The organism is Pantoea nemavictus (genome assembly GCF_037479095.1).
Lineage (GTDB): Bacteria > Pseudomonadota > Gammaproteobacteria > Enterobacterales > Enterobacteriaceae > Pantoea > Pantoea nemavictus.
On sequence record NZ_JBBGZW010000001.1, the window covers coordinates 728934 to 751163 of the forward strand.

General features: G+C 56.3%; 21 protein-coding genes. 6 read left to right on the top strand and 15 right to left on the bottom strand.

What is annotated here, in order from left to right:
- Window positions 1–18 precede the first annotated feature (18 nt).
- Window positions 19–798 (bottom strand): AraC family transcriptional regulator, encoded by a 780-nt coding sequence (locus tag WH298_RS03335; protein ID WP_007889259.1) that lies wholly within the window; start codon window positions 796–798, stop codon window positions 19–21.
- A gap of 94 nt (window positions 799–892) precedes the next feature.
- On the opposite strand from WH298_RS03335, the gene WH298_RS03340 reads away from it, so the two are divergent.
- Both WH298_RS03340 and flk read left to right on the top strand, forming a co-directional pair.
- Entirely contained in the window at window positions 893–1798 is a 906-nt protein-coding gene (locus WH298_RS03340) for a DMT family transporter (RefSeq protein WP_180822217.1), read from the top strand.
- Window positions 1799–1910: 112 nt separating this feature from the next.
- The gene (gene flk, locus WH298_RS03345; protein ID WP_180822218.1) at window positions 1911–2942 is read left to right on the top strand and encodes a flagella biosynthesis regulator Flk; all 1032 of its coding nucleotides are present in this window, start codon (window positions 1911–1913) and stop codon (window positions 2940–2942) included.
- Here the strand turns inward: flk and WH298_RS03350 are convergent.
- Entirely contained in the window at window positions 2939–3382 is a 444-nt protein-coding gene (locus WH298_RS03350; protein ID WP_007889239.1) for a rhodanese-like domain-containing protein, read from the bottom strand. The two genes, flk and WH298_RS03350, sit on opposite strands and share 4 nt — an antisense overlap.
- An 86-nt stretch (window positions 3383–3468) precedes the next feature.
- On the opposite strand from WH298_RS03350, the gene pdxR reads away from it, so the two are divergent.
- Entirely contained in the window at window positions 3469–4905 is a 1437-nt protein-coding gene (pdxR, locus tag WH298_RS03355; protein WP_180822219.1) for a MocR-like pyridoxine biosynthesis transcription factor PdxR, read from the top strand.
- Here pdxR and WH298_RS03360 read toward each other — a convergent pair.
- Window positions 4868–6049: an MFS transporter gene (locus WH298_RS03360; protein ID WP_007889236.1), complete on the bottom strand. Its 1182-nt coding sequence runs from the start codon at window positions 6047–6049 to the stop codon at window positions 4868–4870. The genes pdxR and WH298_RS03360 overlap by 38 nt on opposite strands.
- A 310-nt stretch (window positions 6050–6359) precedes the next feature.
- Window positions 6360–7574: a beta-ketoacyl-ACP synthase I gene (gene fabB / locus WH298_RS03365; protein WP_049852910.1), complete on the bottom strand. Its 1215-nt coding sequence runs from the start codon at window positions 7572–7574 to the stop codon at window positions 6360–6362.
- Window positions 7575–7729: 155 nt separating this feature from the next.
- On the opposite strand from fabB, the gene mnmC reads away from it, so the two are divergent.
- Complete coding sequence (gene mnmC / locus WH298_RS03370) at window positions 7730–9742, top strand: bifunctional tRNA (5-methylaminomethyl-2-thiouridine)(34)-methyltransferase MnmC2/FAD-dependent 5-carboxymethylaminomethyl-2-thiouridine(34) oxidoreductase MnmC1 (protein WP_180822220.1); 2013 nt, start codon at window positions 7730–7732, stop codon at window positions 9740–9742.
- A 29-nt stretch (window positions 9743–9771) separates the two neighbouring features.
- On the opposite strand, the gene WH298_RS03375 is transcribed toward mnmC, so the two are convergent.
- The 6 genes from WH298_RS03375 to prmB all read right to left on the bottom strand — a co-directional run bounded on the left by WH298_RS03375 (window position 9772) and on the right by prmB (window position 14399).
- Window positions 9772–10053, bottom strand: coding sequence for a YfcL family protein (locus WH298_RS03375; RefSeq protein WP_007889229.1), 282 nt, complete (start codon window positions 10051–10053; stop codon window positions 9772–9774).
- Between the two features lie 30 nt (window positions 10054–10083).
- Window positions 10084–10629, bottom strand: coding sequence for an elongation factor P hydroxylase (locus WH298_RS03380; protein ID WP_180822221.1), 546 nt, complete (start codon window positions 10627–10629; stop codon window positions 10084–10086).
- A 66-nt stretch (window positions 10630–10695) separates the two neighbouring features.
- Window positions 10696–11493, bottom strand: coding sequence for a sulfite exporter TauE/SafE family protein (locus tag WH298_RS03385; protein ID WP_180822222.1), 798 nt, complete (start codon window positions 11491–11493; stop codon window positions 10696–10698).
- 8 nt (window positions 11494–11501) lie between these two features.
- Entirely contained in the window at window positions 11502–12326 is an 825-nt protein-coding gene (mepA, locus tag WH298_RS03390) for a penicillin-insensitive murein endopeptidase (protein ID WP_180823682.1), read from the bottom strand.
- A gap of 8 nt (window positions 12327–12334) precedes the next feature.
- Window positions 12335–13420 (bottom strand): chorismate synthase, encoded by a 1086-nt coding sequence (aroC, locus tag WH298_RS03395; protein ID WP_007889217.1) that lies wholly within the window; start codon window positions 13418–13420, stop codon window positions 12335–12337.
- Window positions 13421–13466: 46 nt separating this feature from the next.
- Window positions 13467–14399 (bottom strand): 50S ribosomal protein L3 N(5)-glutamine methyltransferase, encoded by a 933-nt coding sequence (prmB, locus tag WH298_RS03400; protein ID WP_049852913.1) that lies wholly within the window; start codon window positions 14397–14399, stop codon window positions 13467–13469.
- Window positions 14400–14558: 159 nt separating this feature from the next.
- Here prmB and smrB point away from each other — a divergent pair, with 159 nt between their 5' ends.
- Complete coding sequence (gene smrB, locus WH298_RS03405) at window positions 14559–15107, top strand: endonuclease SmrB (RefSeq protein ID WP_036620857.1); 549 nt, start codon at window positions 14559–14561, stop codon at window positions 15105–15107.
- 48 nt (window positions 15108–15155) lie between these two features.
- Here smrB and sixA read toward each other — a convergent pair whose 3' ends face one another.
- From sixA to WH298_RS03425, 4 genes are all read right to left on the bottom strand, one after another.
- Window positions 15156–15638 carry a phosphohistidine phosphatase SixA gene (gene sixA, locus WH298_RS03410; RefSeq protein ID WP_036620918.1) on the bottom strand — a complete coding sequence of 161 codons (483 nt, stop codon included), beginning with the start codon at window positions 15636–15638 and terminating at the stop codon, window positions 15156–15158.
- Between the two features lie 195 nt (window positions 15639–15833).
- Entirely contained in the window at window positions 15834–17963 is a 2130-nt protein-coding gene (gene fadJ, locus WH298_RS03415; protein ID WP_180822223.1) for a fatty acid oxidation complex subunit alpha FadJ, read from the bottom strand.
- Window positions 17963–19273 (bottom strand): acetyl-CoA C-acyltransferase FadI, encoded by a 1311-nt coding sequence (fadI, locus tag WH298_RS03420; protein WP_180822224.1) that lies wholly within the window; start codon window positions 19271–19273, stop codon window positions 17963–17965. Before fadI ends, fadJ begins: the two co-directional genes overlap by 1 nt.
- A 167-nt stretch (window positions 19274–19440) precedes the next feature.
- Complete coding sequence (locus tag WH298_RS03425) at window positions 19441–19737, bottom strand: YfcZ/YiiS family protein (RefSeq protein ID WP_180822225.1); 297 nt, start codon at window positions 19735–19737, stop codon at window positions 19441–19443.
- A 359-nt stretch (window positions 19738–20096) separates the two neighbouring features.
- Between WH298_RS03425 and fadL the strand changes: the two genes are divergently transcribed.
- Window positions 20097–21380, top strand: a complete 1284-nt coding sequence (fadL, locus tag WH298_RS03430; RefSeq protein WP_007889200.1) for a long-chain fatty acid transporter FadL — start codon at window positions 20097–20099, stop codon at window positions 21378–21380.
- A 61-nt stretch (window positions 21381–21441) separates the two neighbouring features.
- On the opposite strand, the gene mlaA is transcribed toward fadL, so the two are convergent.
- A complete protein-coding gene (gene mlaA, locus WH298_RS03435) occupies window positions 21442–22209 on the bottom strand; it encodes a phospholipid-binding lipoprotein MlaA (protein WP_007889197.1) in 768 nt (255 codons plus the stop codon).
- Window positions 22210–22230 lie beyond the last annotated feature (21 nt).

Sequence of the window (22230 nt, forward strand, 5' to 3'; positions counted from 1 at the left end):
TTGGCATAAAGCCGGGGATTAACCTAACCGACTGCGATAGCGATCGGGCGTGGTTCCGGCCTGCTGCTGGAACATCACAATCAGCGCCGAAGCCGAGCTGTAACCCAGCTCATGGGCGATGCCCTGCACGCTGCAGCCCTGCTCAAGCAGCGCAATCGCGCGCAGAAAGCGTAAACGCTGCCGCCACTCGCTGAACGACATATTCAGCTGCTGCTGACAGCGTCGCGCTAGCGTACGCTCGGTGGTAAACACGCGCTTCGCCCATTGTGCCAGCGTGGTGTTATCGCCGGGATGGGCTTCCAGCGCCCGTAAAATTGGCGCAAGAAATTTGTCATCCGTCATCGGTAAATAGCTGTTATGCACCGGCGCCTGCCGCAGGCGATCAATCAACACCTCGCACAAACGCCAGTCGGCCTGCGTTTGCGGCTGCGCCAATTCACGATGGGCAAAATCATTCATGATGGCGTGCGCGATGGCATCGACATGCAACAAGCAGGCTTTTTCCGGCAGGCCTGCGCAGAGATCGGCGGCAAGATTGAAGGTGCGAAAACGCGCATCGTTGTGGTTATAGCTGCTGTGGCGATGACCGGCCGGGATCCAGATCGGGATATCTGCGGGCGTCAGCAGACGCTCTCCCTCCACTTCCATCTCCAGCACATGGCTAGTGACGAAAATTACCTGCCCCCAATCGTGCGCGTGGGCCAGGTATTCGGTCTTCGCGTTGACTTCGTCGTAACGCATAAAGTAGCGCAGTAAAGGCGCATCAATCGGCGGCTGGTATTCAACTTGAAGATTCATTCTGTCCGGTCACTAACGAATATTGTCCGATTTTAACTATCTACTTTAAACCGGTCAAACGTAAACTATTCGCGATTATTTGAGGAGCTGTATCATGAATTTACTGTTTCCGCTGATCGCGGTGCTGATCTGGTCGATCAACACTATCGTCAGCAAACTCTCGGCAGGAAGTATTGATCCTGCGGCGATCTCCTTCTATCGCTGGTTATTGGCGCTGGTGGTGCTGGCACCGTTTTGCCTGCCGGGCGTATGGCGCCATCGTCAGACAATTAAAGCCAACGGCTGGCGCTTGCTGATCCTCGGGCTGCTCGGCATGGTGCTGTATCAAAGTCTCGCCTATTACGCGGCGCACAGTGTTTCGGCGGTGATGATGGGAATTCTCGGCGCGACCATTCCGCTGTTGACCATTCTGCTTAGCCTGGTGGTGCTGCGCCTCGCGCCAACCCGCGGTATTTTGATTGGCGGCCTGCTGTCGTTCGCCGGTTTAGTGTGGCTGGTGAGCGAAGGCAATCCGGCGCAGCTGCTCAATCAGCGTCTCGGCAATGGCGAACTGATGATGCTGGCGGCATCAACCTCCTACGCCTTGTACGGCGTGCTGACCAAGCGCTGGGCCATTCCGCTGCCGACCTGGCAAAGCCTGTACGTGCAGATTTTCTTCGGCGTGCTGCTGCTGCTGCCCGGTTTCCTGCGCGCGCCGGACGTGACGCTTAATATGCATAATGTGCCGCTGGTGCTGTATGCCGGACTGTTTGCGTCGATTATTGCGCCGTTCCTGTGGATTCTGGGCGTGCAACGTCTGGGTGCCAGCACCACCAGCATTTTTATGAATTTCGTTCCGGCGTTTACGGCGATTATTGCGGTGATGTTCCTGCATGAGCAACTGCATGCCTATCACTGGATTGGTGGTGGCATGACGTTAGTGGGCGTAATTCTGGCGCAACGTCTGAAAACCCCGTTACGCAAGCCGCGCAACGCCACCCTTCCCGACCCCGCCGCCTGATTTTATTATCCGGAAAGGCCGCAGCCCCCGTGGATTTCCTGGGGGCTTTTGCTATCATGTGGCCTCTTTTTTCCGGCGCACCCGGATCTGACCCGTTTTCAAGGATTCCGCCATGCAACCTCTCAGCGGTCCCGGTGTGCCCGCGGGCGATCGTTCCCCTTTATCTCAAGCAACTGGCCCGACACGTCCGGGTGGTCCAGCCGGTGAACAGCCCTTGTCTCCTGCCCAGCGCACCACGCTGGAGCGCCTGATTGTGCGCATCATGTCGCTGAGCACGCTTAAAGCGCCAGAGTTGTGGGCCGGTGTCCGCCACGAAGTCGGCGTAAAGAGTGAAGCCGAGCTGCAATCACGCCACTTCCCGGCGGCGGAACAGCATCTCAATGGTCGCTTAACCCAGGTGCAAAATAGCCTCGCCACGCGCCAGTTATTGCAGCAGCTGCTGGAAAAACTGCCGCAGGGCAACAATCGCCAGGCGGTAAGCGACTTTATTCGTCAGCAGTTTAACCAAACGGTATTGAGTGCGCTGTCGCAGGATCAGCTGCGTCAGGTGCTGACCATGCTGCAAAATGGCCAGATGGCGATTCCGCAGCCGCAGCAGACGCGCATTTCTGACCGCAGCCTGCTTCCGGCAGAGCAGCAATCGCTGAATCAGCAGGTGACGCGCCTTGCGGCTACCACCGGCGAATCGCCGGTGAAGCTGCTGGCCGATACGCTGAAGCTGGTGAATCTGAAAAGTGGCGATCCAATCCCTTCACGCCACTTCCCGCTGCTCACTCAGTATTTACAGGTACGTCAAACGCTGGCGCAGCATAGCGCGCCGACCTTGCAGATGCTGGAAACCTCATTGAAGCAGCCGCTCACCCATGATGAACAGCGACTGCTGGAGGATTACAGCCAGCAGCGTTTCCAGGCGCTGCCGAATACCGTGTTAACGCCGGCGCAGACGCAGGATTTGCTGAATCTGCTGTTTAGCCGCCGCGCTGAAAAACTGCATGAACAGCCGCTGGCGGATAATGAAATTCGCCCGCAGCCCATTTGGTCGCCGTTTATTCAGATGCTGCCGCAGCCGCTGGCTCAGCGCCCCGCCCTCACGTTGATTGTTGCGATTTTCGTGTTCATCTTCCTGTTGTGGCTGTTTATCTAGCAGCCGCAGTTGGCAGCGGGCGTGGCGTGCGGCCATTCGCCCGCTGCCGCACCCCACGCCAGCGGATGACCATCGCGCTTCCAGAAATCCAGCCCACCAATTAACTCTTTTACCTGAAAACCCAGCGAAGCCAGCTTGAGTGCGGCTTTGGTTGAGCCGTTACAGCCGATGCCGTCGCAATAGGTGACATACACTTTGCTGCGATCGAGATGCGCCGTGGATTGCGCATTCATAGTGCGATGCGGAAACGATATCGCGCCACAAAGGTGTCCCGCCTGATAAACCTCGCTGGAGCGCGCGTCGATCACCACAATCGCTGTGATACCCTGCGCCAGATCTTCCGCCAAATCCCACGCATCGGTGTAGTACGCCAGTTTATGTTGCAAATAGGCCACGCTTTCATTCGCGCTGGCTGGAGCAACGTTCAATACCGCTGACATCGCATTCTCCTGTTGTGATTTTCCCTCAGTTTACGGCAAAGTGGTCTGCATCCTGATACCACTTTTAGCGATGCGATAAGACCGCGATGAACACGTCATTTTTGGCCCTGTTTAGCCATCAGCCACAAGGTGGTTTACGTCAGCGCTTGTGCAATACCTTGCGCCAGGCGATTGCCAGCGGACATCTGCGACACGCGCAGAGACTGCCTTCCAGCCGCCAGCTGGCCCAAGATTTATCGCTGTCGCGCGTGACGGTGGAAGCCGCTTACGCGCAGCTGGAAAGCGAAGGCTATCTGCAGCGCCACGGCGGGCGCGGCACGTTTGTCTCCATTAAGATGGTGCCGCCCGCAGTGAAAGCACCTATCGACCGCTCACCGCACTTTTCCCAGCGCGGCCAGCAGGTGCTGGCAACCGGTGGCTGTCAGGATCCGCCCTTTCCACATGCGTTTGCCGCGGGTTCGCCAGAGTTACGCGCCTTCCCGCACGCGCAGTGGCGTCGCATCAGCAATCAGGTGCAGCGTTCGCTGGGCAGCAAAGTGATGGGCTACGGCGATCCGCTCGGGCTGCCATCGCTGCGGCGGGCGGTGGCCGACTATCTGGCACTTTCACGCGGCGTACGCTGCTCGGCAGAACAGGTGATGATGCTCACCAGTTCACAGCAGGCGCTGCAGTTACTGGCGCTGATGTTCCTCGATGCAGGCGATGAAGTGTGGCTGGAGGAGCCGGGTTATCCCGGCGCACGCAACGCGTTTCTCGCCGCCGGGGCGAACTGTCGCGCTATGCCGCTGGATGCAGAAGGTGCCGTTCCCCTCAACGGCAGCGCGAAGTTGGTGTATCTGACGCCCGCGCACCACTATCCAACCGGCACGCCAATGAGCCTGGCGCGCCGGTTACAGTGGCTGGCGTGGGCGCAGCAGCATGATAGCTGGTTGATTGAGGATGATTACGACAGCGAATTTCACTATGAGGATCGCCCAGCCCCGGCGTTGCAAGGATTAGAAGCGGATGGTCGGGTGATTTGCCTCGGCACCTTTTCCAAAACGCTGTTCCCCTCGCTGCGGCTGGCATGGATGGTCGTGCCACCGCAGTTGGTTGAGGCGCTGGGCCGCGCGCGCAGCGTGATGGATGGCCACAGCGCACTGCTGCCACAGGCGATCACCGCAGAGTTTCTGCAACAAGGCCATTTTGCCAGCCATCTGCGCCTGATGCGTCAGCTGTATCGCAGTCGACGAGACTGCTTGCTCGAACAAATCGAAACGCGTCTGCAACCCTGGCTACAACCACTACCGGCGGCGGGAGGCTTACAGTTGACGGTGCAGCTAATCCAGGGTGATGAAGCGCACTTAACCGCACGGGCTAAAGAGACGGGATTGTTGCTGCCGCGCCTGTCACCGCTTTATGCCAATGATGCAAGGCAATCAGGTTGGTTGCTGGGGTTTGCGGCGCTGACGCCCGGAGAAATTGTCAGCGCCTGCGATAAATTGGTTACGCTGTTGTCGCTCCACGCGCAAACGTCCAGGTAACCAAAATTCCCAGCGCGGCGCAGCAGGCACCGGCAACATACACCGAACCGTAACCCAGCGCCGTCGCCAGTAAACCGGTTAAGGGGCCGCTGGCACCGTAAGCGATATCCTGAAAAGCGGAGAAGCCACCGAGCGCGGTGCCACGAATCTGCGGCGATACGCGCTTAATCACTTCGACGCCCAGCGCGGGGAAGATCAGCGAGCAACCGCAGCCGGTCAATGCCGCGCCAATCAGCGCCATCCAGCCGGAACTAGCAAACGCCAGCAGCAGTAAGCCGGCAGTTTCTACCAGCAATGACACCATCGCCACTTTTACGCCACCGTGCCGATCCGGCAAGCCGCCAAAGAACACGCGCACCAATACAAATGCGCAGCCAAAGGCGGTGAGTGCGAAACCGGCATTGCCCCAGTTTTCCGCCGCAAAATAGAGTGAAGTGAAAGTACCGATGACGGCAAAACCAGTGCCCTGCAGCGCCAGCGCCAGTCCCGGCTGGAAGATGGTTTTTACCACGCTGAACAGCGAGGGCCGCTCGCCGCCAACAACCGGCACCTTGCGAATCCAGCAATTGATCGCCAGTGACAACAATGGCAACAGCAGCGCAACCGCGCCGAGTGCGGCAAAACCGCCATGCTGATTAATCAGCAAGCCCAGCGGAGCGCCAGCCGCCAGCGATCCGTAAATCGCCATGCCGTTCCACGACATCACCAGGCCAGAGCGTTTACTGCCCACCAGCCCCATCCCCCAGGTGAGGTTTCCGGTCAGCAGTAAGCTTTCACCAAATCCCAACATCAGGCGCCCCAGCGCCAGCAAACCAAATTTCGCCCAGGGTGAAACCGGCAACAGCGCGGCAGCCAGATAAGCCACGCCCACCAATGCAATGGCAATCATGCCGTGCTGCGTAGTCAGCTTCGCGCCGTGTTGATCGGCACGACGGCCGGCAAAGCTACGCGTCAACAGCGTGGCAAAGAACTGAATACCCACCGCTACGCCGACCATCAGATTGCTCATGCCGAGTTCCTGATGGACATACAGCGGGATCACCGGCAGCGCCAGGCCGGCGGTCAGATAAGTCAGAAACACCGCAAAGGAGGTGCAGGCTAAGGGCAAAACGGATTGCGCCTGCGCGTCAGCAGTCGTGGTCATGATCGGTCGAACTCCTTGTAATAACCAGACTCACGCTTGCTGCCATAACAGAAACGGGATATTTGGTTCACATTTAGCAGGAAGTGATAATTTTGTTTCGGATGGAAAGAGAGTGTAGGCAAGCAGGAGGTGAGTTGTCAAAAACAACAAGGGCCGGATTAGCCGGCCCTTAGGTATATTCTGGAAGATAACCCTAAATAATTCGAGTTGTGGGAAGGCGGCAAGTATGTAAATCCCCAGGAGCTTACTGAAGTAAGTGACTGGGGTGAGCATAAGCAGCCAACGCACCCACGGCTCGAAGTATGATGGGTTATAGTTTGCGCATAGTCAGCGTGGCGTTGGTGCCGCCAAAGCCGAAGCTGTTCGACATCACGGTAGTCAACGCTTTTTCGGTCGGCTTGGTCACAATGTTCAGACCTTTACCGGCTTCATCCAGCTCTTCAATGTTAATGCTTGGCGCGATAAAACCGTGCTCCAGCATCAGCAAGGTGTAGATCGCTTCCTGCACGCCCGCCGCACCCAGAGAGTGACCGGTCATGGCTTTGGTGGCAGAGATGGACGGTGAGTTGTCGCCGAACACTTCGCGAATTGCACCCAGCTCTTTCACATCACCCACTGGCGTTGAGGTGCCGTGCGTGTTGAGGTAATCAATTGGGGTATCCAGGCCTTGCATTGCCATTTTCATGCAGCGCACGGCGCCTTCGCCTGAAGGAGCAACCATATCTGCGCCATCTGAAGTGGCGCCGTAGCCCACGATTTCAGCGTAGATGTGTGCACCACGTGCCAGAGCGTGTTCCAACTCTTCCACTACCACCATACCGCCGCCGCCTGCGATGACGAAACCGTCGCGGTTGGCATCGTAAGTGCGTGACGCTTTTTCAGGTGATTCGTTGTATTTGGTCGACAGCGCGCCCATCGCATCGAACTCACAAGCCATTTCCCAGCTCAGCTCTTCGCCGCCGCCAGCAAATACGATGTCCTGTTTGCCCAGCTGAATCTGCTCAACGGCGTTACCGATGCAGTGTGCAGAAGTCGCACAAGCTGAACTGATTGAGTAGTTAACGCCGTGGATTTTAAACGGGGTTGCCAGGCAAGCCGAAACGCCTGAACCCATCGCTTTGGTTACCACATAAGGACCCACCGCTTTCAGGCCGCGTGGGCTACGCATCGCGTCCGCACCAAACACCTGATAACGCGGAGAACCGCCGCCAGAGCCGGCAATCAGGCCAACGCGTGGATTTTGCTGATACTGTTCGTCAGTCAGGCCAGAATCTTTGATAGCTTCAGCCATAGACAGGTAAGCGTAGATCGAAGCATCACTCATAAAACGCACGATTTTGCGATCGATGAGCCCGTTGGTATCCAGTTTGACGTTGCCCCATACGTGGCTGCGCATACCGGCATCTCTCATCTCTTCAGAGAAAGTAATACCCGAACGGCCTTCACGCAGAGAAGCCAGCACTTCTTGCTGGTTATTACCAATGCTGGAAACAATACCCAGGCCAGTAATCACTGCACGTTTCATTCAATAGTCCTCGTTCCACTCTTTTGGATTGACGTGCACTCTAGCGTACAGTTGTAAGCCGAACAAGTCCGATCAGCCATTTCATTTTGTAAATTTGCGTCATGTGACGTCTGTCGCTAAACTCGCGCCACTGCCTGAAATATGAGCCTTTCCCCGTGAAAATAACCCCGGTTGAACATGCCCAAATAAACTGGAATGAACAGGGTACACCTGTGTCTCGAGTGTTTGGTGACGTCTATTTCTCCAATGATAATGGACTGGAGGAAACGCGCTATGTGTTCCTCGATGGCAACCAGATTCCGCAACGTTTTACCGATCATGCGCGCGATTTATTTATTGTTGCCGAGAGCGGTTTTGGGACTGGTCTGAACTTTCTCACCCTGTGGCAAGCCTTCGATCGCTTCCGCGCCGCGCATCCTAATGCCCCGCTAAAGCGCCTGCACTTTATCAGCTGTGAAAAATTCCCACTGACGCACGCGGATTTGATCGCCGCCCACGCGCATTGGCCAGAGCTGCAGCAGTGGGCCGCACAGCTGCAACAGCAGTGGCCACAGGCGTTACCGGGCTGTCAGCGCCTGCTGTTTAACGGCGGCGAAGTGACGCTTGATGTCTGGTTTGGTGATATTAACGCGCTAATTCACACCTTTGATGACAGTCTGAATCGTCAGGTGGATGCCTGGTTCCTTGATGGCTTCGCACCGGCGAAAAATCCAGAGATGTGGACGCCCGAGCTGTTCGCCGCGATGGCACGCCTGGCGCGTCCGGGCGGCACGCTGGCAACCTTTACCGCGTCTGGCTTTGTACGCCGCGGCTTGCAGGACGCGGGTTTCAGCATGCAGAAACGCAAAGGATTCGGCCACAAGCGTGAAATGCTAATCGGCTCACTGCAGCACGGGGTTGCATTGCCCCACAGCCAGCCGTGGTACGCGCGACAGCAAGCAGCCAGCCAGGATGTGGCGTTGATTGGCGGCGGCGTCGCCAGCGCGGTGCTGGCATTGGCGTTGCTGCGTCGTGGCTGGCGCGTCACCTTATATTGCGCTGATGATGCGCCAGCATTGGGCGCATCCGGCAATCGTCAGGGCGCACTCTATCCGCTGCTGAATCAGCACGATCCGGCGCTGGCCACCTTTTTCCCGGCCGCCTTTGGCTTCGCCCGTCGTCTTTACGATCGCCTGCCGGTGATGTTTGAACATGACTGGAGCGGCGTGCTGCAGCTCGGCTGGGATGCAAAAAGCGCCGAGAAAATCGCGCAGATGCTCAGTATGGATCTGCCGCACGAAATCGCCTGCGGCGTTAATAAAGAAGAAGCGGAGCAGCTGGCGGGCGTCGAACTCGGTTTCGGCGGCATTTTCTATCCGCAAGGTGGCTGGCTTTCACCTTCGCAGCTGACCAGCAATCTGCTGGAACATGCGCAATCGCTGGGGTTACGCCTTCACTGGCAGCATCGTCTTACTCAGTTAACACCTGATGGAGAGCGCTGGACGTTGCACTTTAGCCAGCAGCCGCCGGTGCAGCATCAGCAGGTGGTGCTGGCGAATGGACATGCGCTGCTAGAGATTGAGCAGAGTAAAGCGCTGCCGGTCTATGCTGTCGCGGGTCAGGTGAGTCACGTACCCACGAATCCGTCGCTCGGCGAACTGCGCACCGTGCTGTGTTATGACGGCTATCTCACGCCGGTCAGCCCCACTTTCGCTACCCATTGCATGGGTGCCAGCTATCACCGTGGCGATACCGCGACTGATTTTCGCGCCGACGACCAGCAAGAAAATCGTCAGCGGCTAATCAACTGCCTACCAGAAAGCGCATGGCCACAGCAGGTAGATATCAGTGACAATCAGGCGCGCTGCGGCGTGCGTTGCGCCACGCGCGATCATCTGCCGATGAGCGGCAGCGCGCCGGATTACGACGCCACTTTGGCGCAGTATGCGGATCTTCCGAAGCAGCGAGCGCACGGTGCAACCGTGGCCGAGGCGCCAGTGCATGCAGGGTTATTTGTGCTGGGGGCGTTGGGATCGCGCGGCTTGTGCAGCGCACCTTTAGCAGCCGAAGTGCTGGCGGCACAGATGAGCGGTGAACCGCAGCCGCTGGATGCAGCGACGCTGGCGGCCATGCATCCAAATCGCTACTGGGTACGTAAACTGCTGAAGGGCAAAAAGGCGGGTCGATAATCTGCGGGGCGAGCGATCGCCCCGAGAGGTTAAGCGCTCTGGCGCGCCTGCAGGAACAGATTGTCCCACATGCCAGTGACTAAGGCCTGATCGCGTGGCGACAACTCACCAGCAGCAATGGCTTTTTGCAGGCTGTTGGTGACGTGAGTTTGCAGCGCTTCCGGCGTGTGTTCGCCACTCAGCTCAATCTCCGCCACTGCCAGGGTCAGATGACCACGCAGATAGCCGCCAGCAAACAGCTCATCATCGCTGGCGTGATCGACCATGTCATCAATCAGGGCCAGAATGCGGGTCTCAAATTCTACGATCATCTCTTCCTCTCTTCTTATATCCTTCGCGGATTATAGATCTTCCGGCCAAGGGAATTGTGCCGCCGTCAGTGCTGGCGTGCCGTAATACTGGATTAACGCCTCGATAAAACGTGCCGGTCGCGGCGGAATGCCCTGCTCCAGATAAGTCATCACCTGTGCATGAACCTTGCGCTGAAACGCTATGCGATCTGGCTCACAATCGCCTTCGAGATTGTCACAACTTACATTGAAGGGAAAGCCCGCCGCAACGCAGAACAACCACTCCAGCGCCTGCGGTTTAACTTCCACCGCTTCAAACTGGCTCTGCGTTTGCGCATCGCGGCCGTCCGGGCAGTACCAATAGCCAAAATCCACCAGTTTGCGGCGTGCTTCACCGGCAATGCACCAGTGGGAAATTTCGTGCAGCCCGCTGGCATAGTAGCCGTGCGCGAATACCACGCAATTCCACGGTGAGGTTTCATCCGCTGGAAGATAAATAGGTTCGTCGTCGCCTTTAATTAGACGGGTCTGAAAATCGTCAACAAAGCAGCCATCAAAGATGGCAATCAGCTGATCGTAATGGTGTGTTGTACTCATAATTTTTAATCTTTAAAAAAAACGGCGCCATTGTCGCATTGGCAGCCGGTCTTGACGAGTATTGGATTACAGCGTTGCTAGCCAGGCCATCACTTCGCTGCCGTGGCTATCCCACAATAATTTGGCGCTCATCACCGCAGAAACCGTCACCACCATCGGGCGGATCAGCTTCTGGCCGCGGCTCAGCACCAGCCTGGCGCCGAGGCGCGCGCCGATAAAGGCCCCAAGCAGCATAATCGCGCCGGTGCCCCACACTACTTTTCCGCCGAACATAAAGAACAGCAAACTGCCAAAATTCGAAGTGAAATTTAGGATTTTGGCGTGGGCGGTGGCTTTCGCCAGATTAAAGCCGCACAGCGTGACGAAGGCCAGCGCGTAAAAGGAACCTGCGCCTGGACCAAAGAATCCGTCGTAGAAACCGACGCAGCCGCCGCCGACCAGCGCATAGGGCAAACCGTGCAGGCGACGTTCGCGATCCGCTTCTCCCAAACGTGGCATCAGCAGGAACCACAAACCAATGCAGATCAGCAGCAGCGGCAAGATTTGGCGCAGCACATCCGCTTGCAAATGCTGAATCAGAACGGTGCCGCCGACGGCGCCGAGAAAGGTCATGGCGATATTCAGCCACTGCTCATTCAGCTTCACCGCACCGCGACGGATGAAATAGAGGCTGGCGGAGAAGGATCCGCCGACCGATTGCAGCTTATTGGTGGCTAGCGCCTGCGCGGGAGAAAGCCCGGCTGCCAGCAACGACGGCACGGTGAGCAAACCACCGCCACCGGCGATGGAGTCGATAAATGCCGCCAGCATCGCCACAAAAAACAGCACGCCGATGACCAGCGGGCTGACAACAAACCAATCCATTGAAGTACCTACAAAAGATGCTTATCAAGAAGAGCCTGACATGACGGCGGCAATGGCGGCGGCGTCTTTTTCACCGGCGGCGTGCTGCCGGGCTTTTTCGGCAGGAACCAGCTATCCAGCTCGGCACCACAGCCATCGCCTGGCGGCTGTGCGGCTTGATCCTCGCACTCCAGACTGCCGGCCGGACAGCGCAGACGCACGTGCATATGCGCGCGATGGGCAAACCACGGACGCACTTTATTTAACCACGCGCGATCGCTACCCGCATCGGCACACAGCTGCCGTTTAATCGCCGGGTTGACGAAGATACGCGTGACTTCCTCATCTTTCGCCGCCAGTTTAATCAGGCTATCAATTTGGGGTTGCCAGTGACGCGCAATGACCTGCTTATCATCCGCAGAGACCAGATCGAGCGGCTGCGGCTTCAGCAATTGCTGCGCCGTCCAGCGGGTTTTCGGTAGCTGCAGCCAGATATCAACGTCGAGACCGGTTTGATGGCTGGCATGGCCGCTGCTGAAACGTCCACCTGCTGCCATACCCATATCACCAATCAGCACTTGTCCCAGCTGCAGCTGATGAACCTGGGTACTGAGGCGCTGGATAAAGGCGATGAGATCGGGATGACCGAAATAGCGGCGCTGATCCTGGCGCATCACCTGATAATTTGCTGAGTTAAGCGGCAGCTGTTGCGCACCCACAATACAGCCGTTGGCAAAACCGCCAATCGACTGGGGAGTGCCGGCAATCGGCTGATGGATTTGCTGCCACGGCGTCGCGGCAACGGCGGCCGCACTGCACAACAGCGCGGCACAGGTGATGAGCAGACGACGCATCATCGGGCTTACCAGCGCGGAACGCTGCTGTTGACGTCACCGTTTTGCGCGCGCTGGCGCAGCAGGTGATCCATCAACACGATCGCCATCATCGCTTCGGCAATCGGTACCGCACGGATGCCGACGCAAGGATCGTGACGACCTTTAGTGATCATCTCCACTTCTTCGCCGTCACGTGTGATGGTGTTGCCTGGCACGGTAATGCTCGACGTTGGCTTCATCGCCAGATTGGCACTGATGGTTTGGCCGCTGCTGATGCCGCCTAAAATGCCGCCCGCGTGGTTGCTCTGGAAACCGTTCGCACGAATTTCATCGCGATGCTGGCTGCCACGCTGGTTGATCACCGCGAAACCGTCGCCGATCTCCACGCCTTTCACCGCGTTGATGCTCATCAGCGCATGCGCCAGATCCGCATCCAGACGATCAAACACCGGCTCGCCTAAGCCCGGCGGCACGTTTTCGGCCAGCACGGTGACTTTGGCGCCAATGGAATCGCCCTCTTTTTTCAGGCCGCGCATCAGTTCATCCAGCGCCTCCAGCTTGGACGCATCCGGGCAGAAGAACGGGTTCTCTTCCACGATGCTCCAGTCTTTCAACTCGCAGGCCACGTCGCCAATCTGTGCCAGATAGCCGCGCACCACAATACCGTGCTTCATCTGCAGATACTTCTTGGCAATTGCACCTGCCGCTACGCGCATCGCGGTTTCACGTGCGGAAGAGCGTCCGCCGCCGCGATAGTCGCGCAGGCCATATTTCTGCTCGTAGGTGTAATCGGCATGACCCGGACGGAACAGATCTTTGATGGTGCCGTAATCCTGCGAACGCTGATCGGTGTTTTCAATCAGCAGGCCGATCGAGGTGCCGGTGGTGACGCCCTCAAACACGCCGGACAAAATTTTCACCTGATCCGGCTCGCGGCGCTGGGTGGTGTAGCGCGAGGTGCCAGGACGACGGCGATCGAGATCGTGCTGAATATCGGCTTCGGTGAGCGGAATGCCGGGTGGCACGCCATCAACGATGCAGCCCAGCGCAATACCATGCGACTCGCCAAAAGTGGTTACGCGAAAAACTTGTCCGATGCTGTTTCCGGCCATGCTGGTTCCTTGTTGCGATGTTGCGGGCGAGCACTCGCCCGCGTATTTAGTCTTTAAAGAATGAGAAGTGATGCTGTGCTGCGACAATTTGCTCACGCGTCAGCATAAACACGCCGTCACCGCCGTTATCGAACTCCAGCCAGGTAAACGGCACATCTGGATATTGATCGATCATGTGCACCATGCTGTTGCCGACTTCGCAAATCAGCACGCCCTGCTCGGTGAGGTATTCTGGCGCACAGGCCAGAATACGACGCACCAGTTTCAGGCCGTCGCTACCCGCAGCCAGGCCAAGCTCCGGCTCGTGGCGGTATTCGTTCGGCAGATCGTCCATATCTTCCGCATCCACGTAAGGTGGATTGGTGACGATCAGATCGTATTTTACCGGCGGCAAGTTGCGGAACAGATCGGCACGAATCGGCGTGACGTGGTTCAGCAAGCCATGCTCTTCAATGTTCTGCTCGGCGACGGCCAGCGCATCGGTGGAGATATCCACTGCATCCACTTCCGCTTCCGGGAAAGCATAAGCACAGGCAATGGCGATGCAGCCGCTGCCGGTACACATATCAAGGATGTGATTAGGCGAATCACTGATCAAACCGGCAAAACGGTTCTCAATCAGCTCACCAATCGGTGAACGCGGCACTAATACGCGCTCATCAACGTAAAATTCGTGGCCACAGAACCAGGCTTTATTGGTGAGATAAGCCACCGGAATGCGCTCGTTAACGCGGCGAATTACGCGCTCGACAATGCGATGCCGCTCGCTAGCGGTCAGGCGCGCGTTGCGCATATCTTCTGGAATATCCAGCGGCAGCCACAGCGTCGGCAGAACCAGTTGGACTGCTTCGTCCCAGGGATTATCCGTGCCGTGACCGTACCAAATGCCAGCCGCCGAAAAACGGCTGACAGCCCAGCGCAGCATGTCCTGAATGGTGTGCAGTTCATTCACTGCCTCATCGACGAATATCTTGTCCACGTAGCCCTCCGCAGGCCATAAAATCAATCGGCCGATAGTGTGCCACGAAGCCGGGCAGAATTCAGCGCGGCGAGGTGAAAAAGCTGACATTTGTTAACGCTAACGGTTAAGGTATGCCACCGGCTGTTAACCAGCCTTTTCTGAACCCATAACCGAGCCATGAGTAAGAAAACGCCGCTAAGCCAGGACGACCAGGAGATGTTCCGCCAGTTGATGAGTGGAACCCGCAAATTGAAACAGGACACTATCGTACATAAACCGGTGGTGAAAACGCGCGAACGGCCGTTGAAACGTCTGATTTCAGAACAAGCAGATAATAGCCATTACTTCTCTGACGAGTTTCAGCCGCTGTTATCCAGCGAAGGACCGGTGCGTTATGTGCGTGCTGACGTCAGCCATTACGAGCAGAAGAAATTGCGTCGCGGCGATTACACGCCGGAAATTTTTCTCGATTTACATGGCTTAACGCAAATGCAGGCTAAACAGGAACTCGGCGCGTTGATCGCCGCCTGTCGCCGTGAGCATCTGTTCTGCGCCAGCGTGATGACCGGGCACGGCAAACACATTCTCAAGCAGCAAACGCCGCTATGGCTGGCGCAGCATCCGCACGTGATGGCATTTCATCAGGCACCGAAAATGTTCGGCGGCGACGCGGCGCTGCTGGTGCTGATAGAAGTGGAAGAGTGGCAACCGCCAGAACTGCCGTAAAGGCTGCGGTATATCAGGATAGGGCCGCATTTGCGGCCCACAGAGAGATTAAATTGCTTTAGCCAATTTTGACGGGCTGACCTGCCACTCCAGCTTACCTTCGCAGGCATCTGCATCAAAGTTTACGCAGGCTATCGCTGAGGTGGCGAACATTGGCGGCGCTTCCTGCGGGCAAAGTTCAGACACCAGATAACCCACCAGCGGCAGATGCGAAATCACCAATGCTGACTTAACGCCTTTCTGCGCCAGCGCCTGCAGATAACAGGCCACCATGCCTGGATCGCCACCCGGCGTCAGTTCCGGTAACACATCCTGCCCTTCCGGCAACTTCAGCGTTTCACGTACCGTTGCGAGCGTTTGCTCGGCACGCAAATAGGGACTGACTAAAACCCGATCGATTTCTGGCGTTTTGCCGTTGAGCCAGCTCGCCATTTGACGCGATTCGTCACAGCCACAGAGGGTGAGAGGACGAACTGAATCACTCGCTGCTTCCAGAGCTGCGTCGCCATGACGCATGATAAAAACTTGCATAAAGCACCGCTGTTGTTTGTCGATATCGCCCGGTACCACAGCACCAGACGCTTCATTCTGCGAATGAACGGTGTGTTTTACCCCAATGGCTTCAGTATAGTCAACCGGTTGTTTATTAAATAAGCATATCTCAGAATGGTGCCGCACAAGCCGCTGCGCGTCCACCATACTAACCCGCTGAATCTGTGCGCCTATTCATGATTGTGCAGAAGTGTAAAAATTCGTTTGTTCTTCTGACAATGCAATCAGCGCCTCACAAGGCGTAAAACGTTCGCCGTATTGCTGCATTAATGACCTTAATGCTTTAACGATATCGCCAACTCCGCGCTGATCCATATAGCGGAACGGCCCACCGAGAAATGGCGGGAAACCGATGCCAAACACGGCAGCGATATCCCCGTCACGCGCGTTGCGGATCACCGCTTCATCCAGGCAACGTGCCGCCTCATTTAGCAGCATCATGACGCAGCGTTCGGCAATTTGTGTTTCGCTCTGCCTCGCCTGCGGCTTGGTGTTCAACAAGCTGTAGATGGACGCATCCGCTTTGCGTTTACCCGGCCAGCGCGAGCGTTGATAGAGATAGAAACCTTTGTGGTTTTTGCGCCCTTTCCTGCCGTCAGCGAGAATCGCGTTCGCAGCGGCGGGTGCGCTAAAACGTGCGCCATAAGCCTGCTCGAGAATCGGGCTGATTTTACTGCCGACATCAATTCCCACTTCATCCAGCAGCTGCAGCGGCCCGACCGGGAAACCGAATTTGACCAGCGCACGGTCGATATGCTCGATCGGCTCACCTTCCTGCAAACAGTGCAGTGCTTCATTTATATACGGCGTAAGGATGCGGTTGACGTAAAAGCCAGGACGATCGGCTACAACCACCGCAGTTTTTCCCTGCTGCCGTGCCAGCTGCACCGTATTCGCCAGCGTTTGTGCCGAGGTGTTGGCATGCGGAATCACCTCAACCAGCGGCATTTTGTCTACCGGACTAAAGTAATGCAGGCCGATAACATTTTCGGGACGCTGCGCATTGGCAGCGATATCGCCAATCGGTAATGACGAGGTGTTGGAGGCAAAAATCGTATGCGGCTGGCAATGACTTTCAATTTCGCTAACCATCTGCTGCTTAAGCGCTAAATCCTCAAACACCGCTTCAATCACCAAATCGCGCTGACTAAAACCCTGGTAATCAATACCGCCGCTAATGCGCGCCATGTGCTGCTGACGTTCGGCTGCTTTCAGCTGGCGCCGTTTCACCTTTTTACTCAGCAGATCCCAGCTGTACTCAAGAGCATGATTCACGCCGCTGAGATTGATGTCTTTAATGCGCACCGGTAACCCGGCTTTCAACGCCGTAACGCTGGCAATGCCGCCGCCCATCAACCCGCCGCCCAGTACGCCAATCTGTTTTAGCGTTTGCGGTTCGACACTCGCCATCGCCTCTTTCTTTAAAGCGGTTGAGGCGAAAAACAGGCTGCGCAGCGCCGCCGATTCAGGTGTCATCGCCAACTGGCCAAAGGCGCGTGCTTCTGCTTCATGCCCGGCGGCGCTGCCCTGCTCCAGACCGATGCGCACCACCTGCAGAATGCGCTCGGCTGCCGGATAGTTACCCTGGGTTTTGCTGTGGGTTTGACGCTGGGCTAGGGAAAACAGCACCTGACGCGCAATCGGTCCCTGCAGCAGGCGATCACGGCGCGATAGCTCCCGGCGTGCGCCTTTTCCTTTATGTACGCGTGCAATCGCTGTATCCAGCAGAATCGATTGCGGCACCGCATCGTCAACAATGCCGAGCTTGAGTGCCTGTTTAGCCCGCAACTGTTTGCCCGTAAGGATTAACGGCAGCGCCTGCTGCACGCCAATCAGCCGTGGCAAACGCTGCGTGCCGCCGGAACCTGGCAGTAAACCGAGCTGTACTTCCGGCAAACCGAGACGCGTTTTGTCATCCAGTGAACAGATGCGCGCATCGCAGGCTAACGCCAGTTCCAGGCCGCCGCCAAGGCAGGCACCGTGAATCGCCGCCACCACCGGAAACGGCAACGCGGCAATCATCGCCATCACATCCTGGCCCTGCCTCGCCAGCGCTTCGGCTTCTTCCGCCGTTTTGCAGCTGGCAATCATGCTGATATCCGCACCGGCAACAAAGTTATCGCGCTTGCCGGAGATCAACACCAATCCCGCCAAATCCTTATGGCTGCGTGCTTCATCCAGCACCGCTTTAATCTGTGGCACAAACTCGGCCTTCAGCGTGTTCATCTTCTCGCCCGGCACATCGATGGTAATCACACCGACGTGGTCAAGACGCATCTGTAAATGAAAAGCAGATTCACTCATTATTCAGCCTCCAGAACCATTGCCGAGCCTAAGCCCCCCGCCGCACAGGCGGTGACTAACCCTAAACCACCGCCGCGCCGCTGCAGTTCATGCAGCGTTTGTGTGATCATGCGCGCGCCGGTCGCGGCAAAGGGATGGCCATAAGCAATTGATCCGCCGAGCACATTAAAACGCTCTTCATTCACTTCGCCTAACGCATGGGAGCGATTCAACACCTCGCGCGCAAAACGTTCATCGCGGAACATCTTCAGGTTCGCCAGCGTCTGCGCAGCAAAGGCTTCGTGCATATCAATCAGCGTCAGATCATTTAGCGTGATACCGGCACGATCCAGCGCCAGCGGTGAGGCATACGCCGGACCAAGCAGCATATCCTGCCAGACATCAATGGCGGTGAAAGCGTAGCTGCGCAGATAGCCCAGCGGTTTGATGCCAAGCTCGCGCGCTCGGCCTTCACGCATCAGAATCACCGCCGCCGCGCCATCGGTCAGCGGCGTGCTGTTAGCAGCCGTAACCGACCCGTGGCGACGATCAAACGCCGGGCGTAGTTTGGCGTAATCTGCAGCGCTAGCGTTGAAACGAATATTGTTGTCCTGCTCGATAGGGGCTTTCCACGGTGGCACAAAAGCGGGCATCACCTCCTGCGCCAGCACACCGGATTGCCAGGCGCGCGCCGCATGCTGGTGCGAACGCAGCGCTAACGCGTCCTGCTGTTGGCGCGTGATGCCGTGGCTTTTCGCCATCTGCTCGGCGGTATCGCCCATACGCAGCCCGGTGGAGTACTCCGCCACCGCCGGTGGCACCGGCAACAAATCGCGCGGACGTAAACGACGAAGAATACTGAGTTTCTGGCTAAAGCTGCGCGCTTTATTAAGATCGACCAGGGCACGCGCCAGAGTTTTGCTGACGCCAATCGGTAACACTGAAGAAGAGTCCGCGCCACCGGCAATCGCGGCATCAATGGTGCCTGCCATCAGGCTCTCCGCCACGTTTGCCACCGCCTGGAAGCTGGTGGCGCAGGCACGACTGACGCTATAAGCATCGGTGTGTACGCTTAATCCGCTGCTCAGGACAATTTCACGCGCGATATTAGGCGCTTCCGGCATCTGCACCACCTGGCCAAACACCAATTGATCGATCACCTCCACCGGCAATTCACTGCGCGCCATCAGTTCACTCACCACCATGCGCCCTAACTCAAGCGCGGGAATACCGTGAAAATCTGTCGCCTGGCGGACAAAAGGCGTGCGCAATCCATGGGTTATGGCGATACGTTCACCCTGACGCGTCAGCAGCGGCTGCGCTTTGCTCATTGCAATCACCTGTAATTTTCGACCAAGGCATCATTGCCAAACAGGTCTGACCTGATCATCAGTGTTAACCAGGTGTTGCTAAGTAGCCAATAACCAGAGGAAAAAAGTGCGAGGGAATACACGAAAAAGAGTTAACGCTGCCGAACGGGGTTCCGGCAGCGGTGGAATTAGCGTAAGCCGAGCTGGAAAATCAGGGTTTCGGCCTGGCAGGCAAAGGTGAAGTCGATGGTCAGGCGCACCGCGTCGCCCTCTTCAGCAAATTCAGCGTGAATGTCACAGGGATCGGATTCTACCTGACGCGCGCGTTCAGTCAGGTACGCGAGCATCGCATCCGCCGCATGGCGATCGGCAAATACGCCAGACCAGCTTGCGGTGCAATCGGTGTTATCCATCACGGTACCGACATCTACGCAGCAGCAGGCGGCCGTTTCATTCGCACTACATTTATTAATGGCATCAGTCATGGTTCTCTCCTGACGATAAATTCAACACAATCGGATCATTTTCTGTCGCAAAGTGTACGCCTGCTGCGTTTTCACATCCACGATCACGCCGCTAAGTGACGAATATCACACTAAAAATTGATCCATAACAAAATTGAAAGCTATGTTGAAGGCGAACCGCTAAGATTTTGTTAAGCAGATCTGATTTTATCGATCAAATTAGAAATATCTAAAAAACATTATTGCAACAAATACACAGGTCAGACCTATACTCGTCGCACTGGTCTGATATGTGGTTTTGCCATCAGTCCCTACAATTCGCCGCTCTTTGTTACGCGACGTAACAACGTTAAATAATAAATCTAGATGAGGTTGTGGTCATGAACCATAAAAACCTGTTTGCAAAGTCAGCTGTGGCAGCTGCAGTAACGCTCGTCTGTTCCCATGTTTACGCCGCAGGCTTTCAGCTTAATGAATTTTCAGCAATTGGTTTAGGTCGTGCTTATTCGGGTGAAGGTGCGATGGGTGATACCGCCGCCTCTGCCAGCCGTAACCCGGCAACCATGGCATTAATGGATCGCCCCTCTTTTTCCATCGGCGCGGTTTATATTGATCCCGAAGTAGACATCACCGGTCAGAGCCCATCTGGTCGCAGCCTTGATTCAAAAAATATTGCCCCAAACCAGTGGATTCCCAATATCCACTATGTTCAGCCAATTAACGATCAGTGGTGGATTGGCGCTTCGGCCACTTCCAATTATGGTCTGGCAACCGAATTTAATGATGGCTATACCGCGGGCGGTTACGGCGGTAAAACCGACCTGATGACCGGCAATTTTAATATCAGCACCGCTTATCGACTGAATGAACACTTCAGCTTCGGTATTGGATTTGATGCGGTGTATGCAAAAGCCAAAATTGAGCGTTATGCCGGTGAATCAGGTGCCGCGCTGGGCATTCCCGCCAATACCCAAATTGCCCATTTAAAGGGTGATGAATGGGGCTACGGCTGGAATGCCGGCATTCTGTATGAAGTGGATAAAGACAACCGCTTCGGCTTTACCTATCGCTCAGAAGTTAAAATCGACTTTGATGGTGATTACAAAAGCAGCCTGCCAACCTACGTAAACTCTCTGCCGCAGGCGCAGCTGCTCGGCCTGCCTTACGGCACTGGCGGCTCAACCATCCCAGGCTCTCTGACGCTGAATCTGCCAGAGATGTGGGAAGTCTCCGGCTACCACAAAGTCGCACCGCAGTGGGCGGTTCACTACAGCCTGGCGTACACCAGCTGGAGCCAATTCCAGGAGCTGAAAGCCACCGGCAGCAACGGTCAGACGTTGTTCTATAAAGATGAAGGGTTCCACGATGCCTATCGTATCGCATTGGGTACCTCTTACTTCTATGACGACAACTGGACCTTCCGTACCGGTATCGCCTTCGATGACAGCCCGGTTCCTGCCGATAAGCGTTCCATCTCCATCCCGGATCAGGATCGTCTATGGCTGAGCGCCGGTGCATCTTACGCATTTAATGAAGATGCCTCGGTAGACGTGGGTGTTTCTTACATGCACGGACAGAAAGTTACCGTCAAAGAGGGCCCCTATACCTTTAACTCTGAAGGTAAGGCATGGCTCTACGGCGCGAACTTTAACTACAAGTTCTGATGTCTAAATAGATATGAAAAAAACGGCGACTATCATGTCGCCGTTTTTTATTAAGAATCGATTATTGAGAATCGATGTCCTTAAGATCATCCTGAATCGCGCTGGCGTTCGGATTATCTTCCGGCTTCAGCTTACCGCCGTTGGCGATAAAGTCATGCCGCTGGAAGTAGGCATTACGAATAAAGGCGTAAGGATCTTGTTGCTGGCGCAGGATGGCATCGGAATCCAACAATTGCGCGCGCGTTTCAATACCTTCCAGCGTCCATTTACCCACCGAAATCGGCCAGCTCAGCCAGCTCAGCACCGGATAGAGCGTATCGACGAAGTCACCACCATCTTCACGAATGGTAAAACTGCCGTACGCAGGTAATTCAACATACGGGCCGTAACCCACGCCATAACGACCGAGCGTGCTACCAAAGCGGTGTGGCACTTCACGTGCCAGTTCCGGATTGGCTTTACCTGCCACGTCAATGAAGCCACCCAGCCCTAAAACAGTGTTAAGGAAGAAGCGGGTGAAGTGGATGCCCGCCTGGCGCGGTTCCCCAACCAAAATGGCGTTGACCATGCTGGCAGGTTCTTCCAGGTTACCGAGCACATTGCTCAGGCCGCTACGTGCCGGTACCGGCACATAATCACGCCAGGCGACCGCCACCGGGCGCAGCACATACGGATCCAGCACGTTGTAGTTGAAGTTAAACATCGTGCGGTTGAAGCCTTCCAACGGATCGCTGCGCTGAGCAGGCTCCGTATTGTCGGCCGGTTTAGAACTGGCGCAACCTACCAACAATAAACTGGCCAACGCCAAACCGGTCAGGCGGTTATTCATTCTTCTCTCCCTGTGCGGATC

Coding starts and splice junctions, on each gene's coding strand:
- WH298_RS03340 (WP_180822217.1), top strand. CDS start 893: ATGAATTTACTGTTTCCGCTGATCGCGGTGCTGATCTGGTCGATCAAC.
- pdxR (WP_180822219.1), top strand. CDS start 3,469: ATGAACACGTCATTTTTGGCCCTGTTTAGCCATCAGCCACAAGGTGGT.
- WH298_RS03385 (WP_180822222.1), bottom strand. CDS start 11,493: ATGGATTGGTTTGTTGTCAGCCCGCTGGTCATCGGCGTGCTGTTTTTT.
- mepA (WP_180823682.1), bottom strand. CDS start 12,326: ATGCGTCGTCTGCTCATCACCTGTGCCGCGCTGTTGTGCAGTGCGGCC.
- WH298_RS03335 (WP_007889259.1), bottom strand. CDS start 798: ATGAATCTTCAAGTTGAATACCAGCCGCCGATTGATGCGCCTTTACTG.
- WH298_RS03360 (WP_007889236.1), bottom strand. CDS start 6,049: ATGACCACGACTGCTGACGCGCAGGCGCAATCCGTTTTGCCCTTAGCC.
- WH298_RS03375 (WP_007889229.1), bottom strand. CDS start 10,053: ATGATCGTAGAATTTGAGACCCGCATTCTGGCCCTGATTGATGACATG.
- sixA (WP_036620918.1), bottom strand. CDS start 15,638: ATGCAAGTTTTTATCATGCGTCATGGCGACGCAGCTCTGGAAGCAGCG.
- aroC (WP_007889217.1), bottom strand. CDS start 13,420: ATGGCCGGAAACAGCATCGGACAAGTTTTTCGCGTAACCACTTTTGGC.
- fabB (WP_049852910.1), bottom strand. CDS start 7,574: ATGAAACGTGCAGTGATTACTGGCCTGGGTATTGTTTCCAGCATTGGT.
- fadI (WP_180822224.1), bottom strand. CDS start 19,273: ATGAGCAAAGCGCAGCCGCTGCTGACGCGTCAGGGTGAACGTATCGCC.
- fadL (WP_007889200.1), top strand. CDS start 20,097: ATGAACCATAAAAACCTGTTTGCAAAGTCAGCTGTGGCAGCTGCAGTA.
- WH298_RS03380 (WP_180822221.1), bottom strand. CDS start 10,629: ATGAGTACAACACACCATTACGATCAGCTGATTGCCATCTTTGATGGC.
- mlaA (WP_007889197.1), bottom strand. CDS start 22,209: ATGAATAACCGCCTGACCGGTTTGGCGTTGGCCAGTTTATTGTTGGTA.
- flk (WP_180822218.1), top strand. CDS start 1,911: ATGCAACCTCTCAGCGGTCCCGGTGTGCCCGCGGGCGATCGTTCCCCT.
- fadJ (WP_180822223.1), bottom strand. CDS start 17,963: ATGAGTGAATCTGCTTTTCATTTACAGATGCGTCTTGACCACGTCGGT.
- smrB (WP_036620857.1), top strand. CDS start 14,559: ATGAGTAAGAAAACGCCGCTAAGCCAGGACGACCAGGAGATGTTCCGC.
- WH298_RS03350 (WP_007889239.1), bottom strand. CDS start 3,382: ATGTCAGCGGTATTGAACGTTGCTCCAGCCAGCGCGAATGAAAGCGTG.
- WH298_RS03425 (WP_180822225.1), bottom strand. CDS start 19,737: ATGACTGATGCCATTAATAAATGTAGTGCGAATGAAACGGCCGCCTGC.